The following is a 13,612-nucleotide window of genomic DNA, read 5'->3' as shown; positions in this document are numbered from 1 at the left end:
TCTACGGCCCGTGACGCTCCTTTTGCTTGGCAGCGAGCTCCTCGTGTCCATGAGTACGAAGTCTAAATCCTTCGGAGTAGGCGCCAATCTCCCGGATGCGCGCCATTGTCTCCGTGACCTGGAGTTCAGCCTGCGCATCTCTTCCGTCATTGGAACTCGTCGTGACGTAGTAAAGCTCACAAGGTATTCGACTGTCCTGAAACTTGTCGCCACTCTCTGCGATCCTGTCAATCAGGCTTGCCAAGTCCACGAGGCGTGGAGGCAGGGCAACACTCTGCGGCTTCATTGCATACTTTGTCACCGACTCCACGCCGTGGAGAAACTTAGCAATTAGCTTTGAATCATATGACTCACTCGTCTTCGCTTGAATAAAGACCACCTTTGCGGAATTTGTTCCCTGCTCCGCGATAAGTTCGTCAATTTCCACCGGCTCGAACACGATCTTGCCGTTGACAACGACTGCAGCAATGTCGATACCCTCATCGCTGCCGCCGCCGAGAACCGCGTGTTCAATCAGATCCACATTGTCACCCACGTACTGGAACAGGTAGTTCGCCGCAACGTATCGCTCAAACTGGTCAGCCTCGGTTCCGCCGAAGCCAAAGTCGCGCGAGAATTTCGCGACGCGCTTACTGGTGAGGGTGTGCATCTACTCTCTTCCTTAAAAGCGACTGGGAGTGGTTCGATTCGAACCACTCGGCAGGGGACGAGGCGTATCAGACGTGTACCCTACCGCGGTCACGAGCGTGCAGAGGCGTGCCGTTCAGCGGATGTCGGAGCATTGAGCAACAATCTGGCCACTCAACGGCTCGTTACACGTCAGCTTCCACTAACCCGATGGGTTCTTACGGAAGTTCGTTCGGCACGAACATGTTCGTCCGATGCCAGGCGAAGTAGGGTTCCGAGTTGGTAGTGTGGGCTACGCAGCGTCGCCCTTGCAGGTGCAAGAGCCGATTTCGGAGGTGGCCTTCGGGCAGGTCACCTTCCGGTCTGGTGTGCACGATGCCGTGTTGATCGACAGTCGCACAGCCTGATTCGTACAGCGTGTCACAGCCAAAAGAGCAAGCCAGCATCGCGACGTGGGTCAGATCGCGGCGCTCTTGGTCTGTGCAGACCGCGCGCTTCTTGATGTGCGCGGCAATGAGGAAGCTGATCGGGTAACGGTCGCCGCAGAGTGCGCACTCTGCGGATGTCGCGCCTCCGGCCAGGAGCTTGCGTAGCTTCCTCTGCTCTGTCCGGACCTTGACGCTGGTGACTGCGTCGAGCTCGCCGAAGTGAAGATCGCTCGCTACCTCGTCACCTGTCGGCTCGCGGAGGAGGACCTCCGCGAGCGTGCCGGCGAACTGCGCTCCGGGAAGCGTCGCCAGCACTGCGCCAACAAACCCGCTCCGGTGTCCCAGCTCGCTGACCGTCACCTGCACGTATCCGTGCTCGGCGAGCTTGTCCAAGCCTTTCTGCACCTCGCTGATATCGACCGGCTGGCCGTCAGGAGAGCGTTCGGTCCGCACGAGTGCGACATCGCCACGAACCTTAAGCACGGTATTCGGGCGGCCGGTTGCGGTCTGAATCTCAACCATGGTCAGGGCGTCGAGCAGCTCTTTCGCTTTGGGCAGCTCTTTCGCTTTGGGCAGCTCCCTCGACGCGGCCAACTGGTCAACAGGATCGGTGCGCGGGTTGGCGAGGTCTGCGGCGAGTTGTGTCGCGTCTTCGAGGCCGTACCCAGGTACATCGAGCCGAAGCCGGATACGTTTGCGGTTGTTGCCTTCCTTCCGTGCCCCCGCTGGTAGGCCAACGCGGCCCTGTGCGCTGGTGATGTCGAGCCTTAGCTGCTCGACATCGGCCACGTCGGCGAGCTTCAATGGTCCCTCGACCAGGGTTCGCTCGTCCTCGGACAGCCTGGAAACCCTCGCAGAAGCGACCAGCGCGGAGAGCAGGACTGCTTCCCGGTCACGCAGACGCTCCAGCAGCAATCTCAACACGGGAACGTACTGGTCGTTACGCGGACGGTCCGCTCCAGCCGTCCTCCCCCCAGCGCTCTCTAGCACAAGGCTCAAGCGGCCGTCATCGACCTCGACACCGAAGTCCGCGTTCAGTTCCACACCATGACCATCACGAAGTCGCACGAGACCAGCGTTGCACGAACCACCGAAGATAAGTTGCTGCGGGGTCCCTCGAGCATGGGCCCCTCGAGCTGTAGCCCGGCCAGGTGGAGTGTGCCGGGGGGTCAACCTTTGTGGCACAGGAGCTGCTCGACTTCGTCGATTGCAGCTTTGCTCGGGAAGTGAAACTTCCCGTGCTCGTGAGCACCTTCCATCGTGAGAGCGACGAAGTCGAACTCGCTCCGAGGGAAAAGCTCCTCAACGTGTCGTTTCCGGCCCATGTGATGGTAGTCAGCCCGTTGCTGGTCTGCGATCTTGTACCTCGGGTTGACGACGAACACGCTGAGGATGTTATGCCCTATCCATCCGTCGATCCGGAAGTTGGCGTCAGCCAGCGGGTGCACGCGGACGTCAAGCCCTCTCTCTCGCAATGCAACCGCGGTGTACATGTCGCGCATGAAGCCGTAGTAAGCGTTCCCGATGCGCCAGTCAAGAGATCCGTTCGCCAGAAGCTTCGCCCGGTTTTCCGGGTTCTTTGCGGTCGGGCTCTTCGCCGTGATACGCGCAAGTTCCTGGTCGAAGATCTTGTTCTCACGGACCGCCCTTTCGGCGCCGAACATTTTCATACCCTCACCGGTTCCGTAGGCGAACCGGTCGAACTCGCTCCACAAAGGCGGTCGGCCGAGGTCCTCCATTAGCAGGTGGAACAGGTGCACGAAGGCGAAATCGGGATTCCAGTTGGCCGCCAAACTGATGTGCGCTATGTCCTTCTTCTTGATGTCCTTGAGCGGATGCTCATGGTTGTCTTTGATCCACTCGAAGGTATCAAGGGTGCAGCTGTAGATCGCCTTCGTCACGTGGTTGCGCATGGTCGAGACCACACCATGCTCGATCCGCCTCGGATTGTTCTCCCACTTACCGAAGTACTCATGCCGCGCCTCCGGACTTGCCAGGAAGGTGCTGCGTACTTCGTCAGCAGTGGTTTCCATCGCTACTTCCCCTCACCATGCGATCTGGTCAAGGCAACCTAGCGTGTCCCGACGAGAAACACTCTCGGATTACGCGGCCGCGACGAACCGCAGCGGAATAACCGCAGCTAGGCGTCCTCAAGGTGCCGCCTCTCGGGTGACTTCGCTAATACTCACACCGCACGACGCTCGCCCTGCCACTCACGGCGGAGCCCTGGCCGGCTAAGAACAACAGGGTGACGAAGCGTCCGCCTCTGCCGCGCCCCAGCGACTCGTGCCAGCCCGACCCGCGCAAAGCCGGTCCACGGCCCAGCACACGCGATCATCGCCCCCGCGCAAGACGCCGATCTCCAAGCAGTGAAGATATGGCTGCAGACGCGCCCGATCGGCGACTTGCTGCGCACCGCGGTCGACGACGCGGTCCGATACGTGCTAGATGGGGCACGCACGTTCCGATTCGATCTCACCAGCGACGAGGTTGATTCCGACGAACGCTCCTCGGTCGGGACCAAGCTGCAATACCACGTCATCGAGCAGCTCAAACTCCGCAAGGAGCCTCCACTGGACACGAAGATCAAGGACATCCCAGTCGAGATCAAGGGCACCGTCAGAAAGTCCTGGATGATTCCTCGCGAGGGCCAGTGCGAGATCACGCTGATGCTGCAGATCGACGCCAGACAGCACCGCTTCCGGGCGCTTCTCATGCGTGCCCACCGGGCGTGGCTCACTGGGCAGAAGGGCAACCGGGACCTGAAAAGATCACCCCGCGCTGAAGCCGTTCGCCAGTACGCCGATGAGATCGTGGCATGGACGCCCCTCCCGCCGGAGCCGCTGCGCTTGCTGGCCCTTGAGCAGCTCCGAGTGGTGTTCGGCTCTCTCGGCATCACCAGACGCGCCACCGCGTTGTTCGGCTACCTGCCCGAGGTAGTGGTTCCTCGCTCAAGCATCGCCACGGTCGGTGCCCGCCGCAATGACCCCTAAGACGAGCGCGCGAAGCCAAGCCACATGTCCTGAAAGCGCACGACCTCGTCATACTCGTCGGAACGTGGGATAAGGAGCTTGCCGCAGCTCGCAAGCTCGGTTACGACCTCAGCGGCGGCGCCTGGGTCTCAGTTCCACGTCTCAAGCTCGCGCAGCACGGGTATACGCCAGCCGACTTCGAGCGCTAGCCATCCGAACGGTCAAAGCCACCACAGCGAGCTGTGGGTCTCGTCCCCGGTGCTTCTGATCGAACAACCCTGCCAGCCGTCAGGTCGAGTGAGCTACGAGCGCGTTCTCCCGCAGATTGACGTGGCACGGATGCACCTTCAGGAGCTCCAAGCCCGCCACCAATGTCCGTGCCACACCAGGGTGGTGCGGACCCTGCCGCACGGCCGTACTCTGCATCAGGCGATGACACATCCCCGCGACGCACCTACCCACAGGCGATGTAGGTCCGACGGGGTTCCGGACCTCAGCGAGTCGCTTCCCGGCAGTCACGTCGTCCTGATCGATCAGAGGTCTTGCTTGTTCGCCTGCCGAACACTGCAAACTCGGTGCAACTCGAGTTCTCCACGATTCCCGGACAGCGTCACTGCGCGTTGAGCCGTGAAGGCGCCGGTACGTCAACCGGATCGAGACCAGATCGATACAAGGGAGCCTGTAACCGGAGAGTGATTGCAATCGATCTTCTTCCCTGAAGCCTTAGCATGGCGCAAGCGCTTGGATAGGAGGACTAACGGTGTGTACCTGCCGACTTTCGGCAACAACGACTCTCAGCCGGTTGGATAGATGCTCGACAGCCCCTAGGAACCGGATTTGGCAGCGCGGCCCTAGAGCGGTGACGAGCCTTCTCGCTGCACCACAGCTGTTGCTCGTGTGACCATCACAAGTTCGCAGCTCACGTTGCCGGAGACCTATGTCCGTTGGCAGGAGCGACTGGCGCACTTGTTTTTCGCGGGCCGAGCGCACAAACCAGTCGTATTGTTTGTCAATCGGGGCGAATTACAGCGGTTGGCCGAGCCAGGTGAGGACGGTGCACGGTCCTTGTCCGCAGCGATACGCGAGGTCACGGACATCGCGCGCGGCTCGGGCATGTTCACTCGCGCTCAGCAGCTTGAAGCAGTGTGGCGCCACGGGCCGCGCAACCAGCCACCGCCTACGCTTCCGATCCTCGCTCTGAGCGTCCTGGCCGCATCCGAGATGCGGACGGACGCGAGCGCTCGGCGTAACGCCTACTACAAGCGGTTTGCCGACATTCTGTTGCTAGATGCGAGCGATGAGGCCGCCGCGAGCCGCATCCTGAAAGCACTCCGCAACGGTGGCGCGTTCCTTCACGTGGCTGAGATGTGGGAACAGCTTGATAGCTGGCTGAACGAACAGAAGGGAACGTTCGGCACGTCAACTATCCGGGCCGGTGCGGCCAACGAGTCGCGTATCGGATTTCCACTGTCCCAGACGCTAGTTCGCCGAAGCGACCTGGCGGCGCTGACGCGCTTCTTTTCAGCTGCGCGCCTGAAGACCGCAGGTGTACCCAGCATCGAATCGCTGCTGCGGATGCTGTGTCGCTGGGTCACCCACCGCGGCCACGGCCTGACCGAACGGTTTGTCGAATCGCTGCACGACAACAAGGTGCTTCCGCTCCTCGGGCCACTCCTCAAGGATTTGGCCACCGCCTGGGACGGCAGAATCATAACGGCGGAGGGACTCCGACACCTCAGTCTTAGGCTGACAATCGATCTGGACGAAGCGTGCGCGTGGTGGGTCATTCCTGCCGTAAGCGATATCACGGGCGAGGCACTGAAAGGCATCCGAGACGGGCAACAATTCGAGGCCCTCATCACGATCGATCCTCACAGCAGCATGTACTCCCTGGAGGGCATGCCATCGGTGGAAACCACAGACCTGACATCCGGACTCCTCGTTCGCGGCGAGCGATGCGTCGCCGAATTCCAGCCAGCCAAGGTGATCGTACTTACTGGTAACGCCGACGCTGGTGGCTGGATGTCGGTTGACTCGGTCCAACCGTTCGAAGAACAGGTTCTCGTTACGACTGCTGACGCGGCCCCTGCGGTGAGCCAGGTGCTTCGCGCCGCAGCGGACGACGGGTGGCGCCTGCTCGATCCGGCGTTCACGGAGAAGCTGCTTGGCAGCGGATTTAGCATCTACTCCCGCGTAGTGTTCTCCGATCAGAGGCGCCTCGACGGCGCACTTGCGGCGATGCCAGGTGCGCTCGCGGCAAGGTTTCGCCGCGGGACAGCCGTGCGCCCCCGCCTCGTCAACGGACTGCCTATCGATCGAAGGATCGCGTCCAACATCTACCTGGCGGGAGGTGAGCCTGACCTCATACTTCCGATGAGCGACGACGTGCACTCTGTCGGCGTCAGTTTGGATGGGATATCTAGTGTCCTCCGCCCTTCACTGTTCCCGATCCCGTTTTCACGATTTTGCGGCGGCATGGCATCCGACGAACACACCGTCGAAGTCGACGAGGAGACTTTGGCCTTCGTCGTCGAACGCGAATCGATGGATGACCGTGTACTTCCTGATATCGGCAGCATCGGCTGGGTTGACGGCGTGCTACGGGAGGGAGCGGCGGATACAGCAGAGATATGCGGCGCTTCGGTCCGAGACATGGAAGTCGATCGTCCCGTGCTGGCGCGGCGCGGCGCAGCGATGACCGTGCTCATTGGCGCAGACGGCCGGATGACCGAAATCGTTGATCCGCCGGCGCCCGATCTACCGGGGCTAGCCTTCTCCTGCTTCGAGGTGCCTCTAAACAAGTCCGTGTGGCTGGCGCAGAAACGGGCTTCCGGTTGGTCGGTCATCAAGCTCAGGGGCGCGGAGCCGGCTTTCCGCGGGTTGACGGATGCCGATCGTGCGCTGTGGAAAGAGCTAAGCCGCAGTGCGCAACCGCCGAGCCCGCTATGGCCCTTCTTCGTACGTGCCTGGGAGCGATATCATGCGCGCTGACACGATGTTGGCCTGGATGAGTGAGATCGGTTCTGGCCGTATCCGGGATCTGAGGAATCACATTGCTTGGCTGGCGCGGACTGCCAATCGCAACCCAGGCAAGTCAGCGTCGGCCCATTGGCTGCGCGACGTATCAGCACTCGGTCATGCCGAAGTAGACTGGGAGAGAGGCCGCTGGGCGATAGCACCTGCCGTAGCGACGCTCATTCCAGCTGGTGACGGCACTGTTGTGCTCGCTGGGCGGCGCCCGCTCGACTTCGTCGACCAGCTCGAGGCTGAGTTCGCAGTTTCCATCGTCGAACCCCCAATAAAGGATCCGGCTAGGCTGCCCACTCCGGCGACGGTTTACATCCAGACCGAATCGCTAGCTGAGCTTGGCTCGGCTCTGAATACGATCGGCGTGACCTACGTCGGGTGCGCGGCCCAGGGGATCGCCGGACGCTTGCCACAGATGCGACTCGGCGAACCAGCCGGCCCACCTGCCTGGGGCACACCTGTCGAGCACCTTGTGGCCGGGACCGAGCATGGCATCGGCTTCGTCCGAGGCGCACCTGATGGTGACGGGCTCTGCCGCTTCGCCGTGAACGGGCGGCAGCAGTACCGCTACCGGGCTGGTGGTGACTGGCTCCGTACCGACCACGCACTAGGCATCTGGTGGGCCTTAGCTGAACAGAAGGAACAGGCCATCCGCTGGCGGCGTGTGCGCGAAGCAAACGGTGACGACATCGGCACCCTGTTCGTCGACCAAGGTGCGCCATTGCCGCCCTTGCAGGCTCGGGCGCTAGTCCTGTGCAGCGGAGTGCCGACACAGTTCGGAAATACTGCTCGAACGGCGATTTACACGAACATCCCTTGGTCGGTGGCCGATCTGGTGGCGCAATCAGTCCGCCAGTTCGTCTCGGTCATCGATTAAATGCGTGCTCTGGAGGGCAAATGGCAACGTCGACACCCCGTAGCTTAGATGTCACCGGCACGTTTGAACGGCTGCGTGAGGCTTACTTTCGCTACTACGAAACTCCGTTCGGGCTCGCTGACGAACGTCTGCAGAAGGAACGGCGCGGACTGTTGGACCGCGACAACGGAGTCTACCGCCATCCGCTCATCGAGCTCAGGCCCGAATACGTAACTGCGCCCCGCACACTTGCTGAGTCCGTCACGTTCTGTAACGGCACCGGCGAACTCAGTGCCTTCGCCGGCGCCGGACTGATTCCCCCCGGGCGTCCGCTCTATCGGCACCAAGAGGAGGCACTAGACGCTGGCCTGACACCTGGCCGCAACATGGTGATCACCGCCGGTACCGGCTCCGGCAAAACGGAGTCCTTCTTGCTGCCCATCCTCGCATCGCTGCTCGAAGAGTCCCGCAACTGGACGGGAGGTCCGGCGGAGCTCATCCCGTGGTGGCGCACGCCCGGTGTCAGTTTCCGGCCGCAGCGCCAGGGGGAAGCCGGACGTCATGCCGCGGTCCGAGCGCTCATTCTCTACCCAATGAATGCCCTGGTTGATGACCAGCTCATGCGCATGCGGCGAGCGCTCGACAGTGACACCGTCCGTACCTGGCTTGACGCAAATCGCCGCGGCCATCGCTTCTTCTTTGGCCGCTACACTGGCACGACGCCCGTCACCGGGGCCCGAACCAGCGATGTGGCGGTCAAGCGGCTACAGAAAATTCTGAACGATACTGAGCAACGGGCCGCTCGAGCGGCCGCCATTGCAGAATCGACGGGGAAGGACGACGTTCGCTACTTTGTACCGCGGCTCGATGGTGCCGAGATGCGTTCACGCTGGGACATGGCGGAAGCGCCGCCGGACATCCTTGTCACTAACTACTCGATGCTCAACGTGATGTTGCTCCGCGAAAGGGATGGGCATTTCTTCGATTCGACCCGGGCTTGGCTAGACGCTGACCCGTCTCACCGGTTTACGTTAGTGATCGATGAACTGCACATGTACCGCGGCACCGCTGGCACCGAGGTCGCCTACCTGCTGCGCAACCTGAAAGAGCGGCTCGGCCTTACAGATCGCCCGGAAAAGCTGCGCATCCTGGCGGCTTCCGCGTCAATCGATGCGAAGCGTGATCAGCAATACCTCGAAGAGTTCTTCGGCGTTGATGCGGCATCGTTTGAATTCGTCCGCGGTAGCGTCGCAATGCCATCGACTGCTCCGTCCGGAACCACGGCCGATGCCACTGCCATCCGTGCCGCCGAGCCTGCAGAGGGAGCCACTTACGCCCGGGAGCGTGGCCTGATGGACTCGGTACGTCGCGCCTTCATTGACACCGGAGAGGACGGCAAAGACGTTGCGTCGGCGAAGACCTTGCCAGTGCTAGCGGCACGTGTCTTCCCGGACACACCTCAAGACGATCAAGGCGAAGCCCTGACGAAGCTACTGCGCGGGATGGCGGAGCTGCCGGTCGAAGCAGACCCCAAAGTTCGGGCTCACTATTTCTTCCGCAACGTTCCCGGTGTGTGGGCGTGCACTGACCCCAATTGTCCAGATGCACCAGACCGAGCCGAGCACCGCGCAGTGGGCCGACTGTTCAGCGAACCGGTTACGCGGTGCAGCTGCGGCGCGCGCGCCCTTGAACTGCTTTACTGCCAGAACTGCGGCGATGTCCTGCTCGGTGGATTCACGCCGGAAGGCGCCACCCAGCGGCCGAAGGTCCGCACCTTGCTGCTCGGCGATGTCCCCGAGTTGGCCAAGCTGCCAGACCAAGTACGCCTCGAGCGGACGGCCGCGAACTACCTCGTGTATTGGCCGAACACGACCGAGAATCTCGATGGTCCAGAAGCGTCACGGTGGACCCGCGACAGTGGCAACGTCACCTATAGCTTCCGCCGCAGTGCGCTCAACTCGGCCAATGGCGAGGTACGGAACATCGGCACAGCAGGTGGCCATACCGGTTGGACGTTCCACGCGGTGGTCCGGTCGACACGCGACATCGCAACGGTTAGCCCATTCCCGACGTGCTGCCCCAACTGTGGAGACGACTGGGCGATCGAGTACGGGCAAGGTGGGCGCCGTCTCCCGCACACCGACCCGGCAACGCAACGGTCACCGATCCGCGGCATGCGTTCCGGGTTCGAGAAGATCAACCAGGTACTGACGACCGAGCTGGCAGCGGATCTAGCTGCGCAGGACCGGAAGGTCATCTTGTTCACCGATAGCCGACAGGACGCGGCGAAGTTGTCCTCCGGCCTCGGACTTCGTCATTACCAGGACCTGTTGCGCTTGTTATTGGTCGAGCACCTGGGTGCCGCCAGTGACCCGTCGGCTGATCTGTCTCTCGCACGCGCGCACATCGTCGATGGCAACAAGACTGCCGAATCGTGGGCAGCTATCGATCGTCTGGAACGCGGTGACGCGAACGTATTAGGCCAGCTCCGCAACATCTGGGAAGGTCGGCCGGGCACGGACCTCTCGGCCGAGCCAACGCTGATCACTCGCCTATCCACCGGATCGACGCTCGAGGTAACCGCTGGGGCCATCGCTCAAGAGCTGCTGAGCCTCGGGTTGAACCCAGGGGGACCGCACGCCAGCCTCCAAGAAACTAAAGCGGACCGTCAACCGAAACGGCGTTGGACGACGCTGTATGACTGGGACGCCACTCCCGTCACCCCGCGGGCGGGCATCTCGCCGGAGCAGGGCGACCTGCGCGCCGAGATCAACCAGTCCCTCATGACTGAGATTCTGAACGGCCTCTTCTCAGGCGCAGGGCGCGACTTCGAATCGCTTGGCCTGGGCTGGCTGGCACTGGCAACGGACACGAAACCAATTGAAGAGCCGGTAAGCACCGACCTTGCGTACGCGCGTGCAAGCCTGCGCGTACTAGCTGACACGCGCCGCTTTGATGGCATGCGCGACCCACGGCCCGGCAGTCCGCCCCGCCAGCTGAACCGCTTCTGGCGCAAGATCGAGCAGATCGGCGGCCCAACCGTCGCCGACTTGACGCGGATCTTCGCCGAACAGTGCGGCACCGCGGTCCGCGACTATCTGATTGATCCTGGACGTGTTGTACTGCGTCATGGCAACGGGCTCGCCTGGGAGTGCCCAAACTGCCGTCGGCGCCATCTCACGCGGGGCTGCGCGTATTGCACCTATTGCGGGACGGTGCTGCCTGAAAACCCGGCGACGTACGTCGTCGAGGAGGACTACTACGGCTGGCGAGCCACTACCGGCTCAGGCCGCTTCCGCCTCAACAGCGCAGAGCTGACTGGTCAGACCGACAGGATCGACGCGCAACAGCGCCAGTCCCGCTTCCAAGAAGTGTTCCTGGAATCGGGAGCGAACCCGGAGGTACCAGTCGCGGACGGCATCGACATGCTGAGCGTCACGACGACGATGGAGGCAGGTGTGGACATTGGCGCGTTGTCCGCCGTGGTGCTTGGCAACATGCCACCGACCCGCTTCAACTACCAGCAGCGGGTCGGTCGGGCTGGCCGGCGTGGGACGCCGGTTGCGGTGGCCCTGACGGTCTGCCGCGGACGCAGCCACGACGAATACTACTTCGACGCGCCCGATCGGATCACAAACGACCCGACGCCTGAGCCATACCTAGCGATGAGCCGGGTCGAGATCCTCTTGCGTTCGTTACGTGGCGAGACCTTGCGACTGGCAATGCCGCAAGTCGCGGACGCAATCGATGCAGCCGGCGTGCCGTTCGACCGGACCACCAACGCGCACGGGGCATTCGGCACTGTCGTGGATTGGCCGGCCGTCCGCCCTCGCCTCGTTGACTGGCTCACCCGCAACCGCGCGGCGGTCGAGCGTGCAGCCGTCGCGGTCGCTGACCGAACGCCGCTGGCAGCACACACTGCCGAGCTGACCGATCGGTGTATCGAGGAGCTCCCTGGGTTGATCGACGACGCAGTGGCGACGGTGGGAGATGATGAGCTGAGCCAGCGGCTGGCTGAGCGCGGGGTGCTGCCGATGTTCGGGTTCCCGACTAGCGTGCGGTACTTGTACCTCCGCCGCCCAAACTCGTCATACCCGTGGCCACCCCCCATGACCATCGATCGTGATCTCGCTATGGCCGTCAGCCAGTTTGCGCCGATGAGTGAGGTCGTCCGGGATGGGCGTGTCTATACCTCCGTCGGTATCGCTGCCTTCGAAGGAATTGGGCGTCCACCACGGTTGTCGACCGACGACCCGCTCGGCGTTAGTCGTGACATCTACCTCTGCCGGTTGTGCTCATTCCTTTCTTCGGACAACCTTGGTGACATTACGATCTGCCCGCAGTGCGACTCATCGGACGCATTCGCGCGATTTACCTTGCGCGAACCGCTGGGATTCCGTGCCGGTGCACGGCCGAGGGACTTCGACGGCAACTTCAGCTGGTCGCCGCGGGCGATGGCAGCACGGGCTCGGGCCGATCTGTCAGCGCTGAGTCATGAATCGTATGGCGCCGCGACGGCCTACTCTGGGCCTGGCCAGCGCTACGTAATCAATGATAATGGTGGCCAGCTCTTCCGCTTCCGGCCCGCTGCGCCGCCGCAAACTGGACGGGCCGCATGGGGCGGGTATGTCTCGGTCGACGCGGTCGAGAAGGACCTGATCCGACGGGACGATGTGACCGGCGACCCGTTCGACGTCGCTCTAGGCGCGGTACAACCGACCGACTTTCTTTTCTTTGGCCCCGAATACGGCACTCTGCAGGCTGAAGGCCTGCGCCTCAATTTCGCGTCGCGAGTCCAACCGAGCGGAGCCGCCGACCCATCCGACGGAAGGCGTGCTGCCTGGTATTCACTGGCATTCCTGCTGCGGAAGGTGGCCGCAGCGAAACTGGACATCGAGCCTCTCGAACTCGTGGCAGGAATCTTCGCCGGCAGGGCGAACGGCCAGCCGGCACCTTTCGCGTTTATTGCCGACACGCTTGAGAACGGTGCAGGTTTCTGTACCCACCTTGGGGACCCAGCTGTCTTGCCTTCGCTGCTTGATGATGTCGACACCTACCTGGCCCACTTGGCAGAATCTGCGCATGCGGACCTCTGCCCCGCGTCGTGTTACCGATGCCTCCGTGATTATGGGAACATGTCGTACCACGCGCTGCTTGACTGGCGTCTCGCCCGTGACCTGCTTGAGGTACTGCGAACCGGTCATCTCACAGTTGATCTCGCCGCCCAGCAACGGGCGCTGAATAACTGGTCAAACGGCTATGACGCGACACTGATTCCCGCTGTGCCCGGCGCGGCCCAGTTCACGCACCCGCAGCTCGGCGACTACATCTTGGTCGTCCGGCATCCTCTCGAAGCAGCGGAAGGCACGTTCCTGAACGAACGGCTGGCTGCGGCGGCCGCCTTCGCGGAGACTGAGGTCGGCTGCGCCAAACAGACATTCTTCGTCGATGCGTTCACACTCGATCGTGATCCAGGCCGAGTATTCCAACTCTGTGACGATGTCGCAGGCCAATCATGAACTCTCCCGCTGCGGGTGACGCCCGATGGCTGTCGCCGACTCGTGGGTGGAGGTTGGCGCAGTATTCGGCCTCCGCACGACCCGGAACACCCACCGTCATACAGGCTGACGGACTGTCTCAGGGCACGGGATCGCCGGCCCACCAGGCGGTCGGTCTCTGGGTTTGGGTACGCGGCTTTAGAG

General features: G+C 62.4%; 7 protein-coding genes. 4 read left to right on the top strand and 3 right to left on the bottom strand.

Annotation, left to right across the window (positions count from 1 at the left end; translation table 11 throughout):
• Position 1: 1 nt before the first annotated feature.
• From ED92_RS37855 to ED92_RS37845, 3 genes are all read right to left on the bottom strand, one after another.
• Positions 2-649, bottom strand: coding sequence for a hypothetical protein (locus ED92_RS37855; RefSeq protein ID WP_037347158.1), 648 nt, complete (start codon positions 647-649; stop codon positions 2-4).
• Between the two features lie 196 nt (positions 650-845).
• Positions 846-2,099 (bottom strand): hypothetical protein, encoded by a 1,254-nt coding sequence (locus ED92_RS41545; protein WP_052121176.1) that lies wholly within the window; start codon positions 2,097-2,099, stop codon positions 846-848.
• A gap of 125 nt (positions 2,100-2,224) precedes the next feature.
• Complete coding sequence (locus tag ED92_RS37845; protein ID WP_037347152.1) at positions 2,225-3,088, bottom strand: hypothetical protein; 864 nt, start codon at positions 3,086-3,088, stop codon at positions 2,225-2,227.
• A gap of 336 nt (positions 3,089-3,424) precedes the next feature.
• Between ED92_RS37845 and ED92_RS37840 the strand changes: the two genes are divergently transcribed.
• The 4 genes from ED92_RS37840 to ED92_RS37825 all read left to right on the top strand — a co-directional run bounded on the left by ED92_RS37840 (position 3,425) and on the right by ED92_RS37825 (position 13,429).
• On the top strand, positions 3,425-4,048 hold the full coding sequence (locus tag ED92_RS37840; protein ID WP_037347150.1) for a NaeI family type II restriction endonuclease: 624 nt from the start codon (positions 3,425-3,427) through the stop codon (positions 4,046-4,048).
• An 876-nt stretch (positions 4,049-4,924) separates the two neighbouring features.
• Positions 4,925-7,018, top strand: coding sequence for a hypothetical protein (locus ED92_RS37835; protein WP_037347146.1), 2,094 nt, complete (start codon positions 4,925-4,927; stop codon positions 7,016-7,018).
• Complete coding sequence (locus ED92_RS37830; protein ID WP_152611131.1) at positions 7,008-7,931, top strand: hypothetical protein; 924 nt, start codon at positions 7,008-7,010, stop codon at positions 7,929-7,931. The genes ED92_RS37835 and ED92_RS37830 overlap by 11 nt, the downstream gene beginning before the upstream one ends.
• A 20-nt stretch (positions 7,932-7,951) precedes the next feature.
• Positions 7,952-13,429, top strand: coding sequence for a DEAD/DEAH box helicase (locus ED92_RS37825; RefSeq protein WP_063777648.1), 5,478 nt, complete (start codon positions 7,952-7,954; stop codon positions 13,427-13,429).
• Positions 13,430-13,612 lie beyond the last annotated feature (183 nt).

The organism is Amycolatopsis sp. MJM2582, assembly GCF_000754115.1.
Classification (GTDB): domain Bacteria; phylum Actinomycetota; class Actinomycetes; order Mycobacteriales; family Pseudonocardiaceae; genus Amycolatopsis; species Amycolatopsis japonica.
The sequence above is the reverse complement of the archived record's forward strand: the minus strand, read 5'-3'. Positions and strand labels throughout refer to the sequence as shown.

Excerpts from the sequence above, each read along its gene's own strand:
- ED92_RS37845 (WP_037347152.1), bottom strand. The coding sequence starts at position 3,088 with ATGGAAACCACTGCTGACGAAGTACGCAGCACCTTCCTGGCAAGTCCG.
- ED92_RS37830 (WP_152611131.1), top strand. The coding sequence starts at position 7,008 with ATGCGCGCTGACACGATGTTGGCCTGGATGAGTGAGATCGGTTCTGGC.
- ED92_RS37855 (WP_037347158.1), bottom strand. The coding sequence starts at position 649 with ATGCACACCCTCACCAGTAAGCGCGTCGCGAAATTCTCGCGCGACTTT.
- ED92_RS37825 (WP_063777648.1), top strand. The coding sequence starts at position 7,952 with ATGGCAACGTCGACACCCCGTAGCTTAGATGTCACCGGCACGTTTGAA.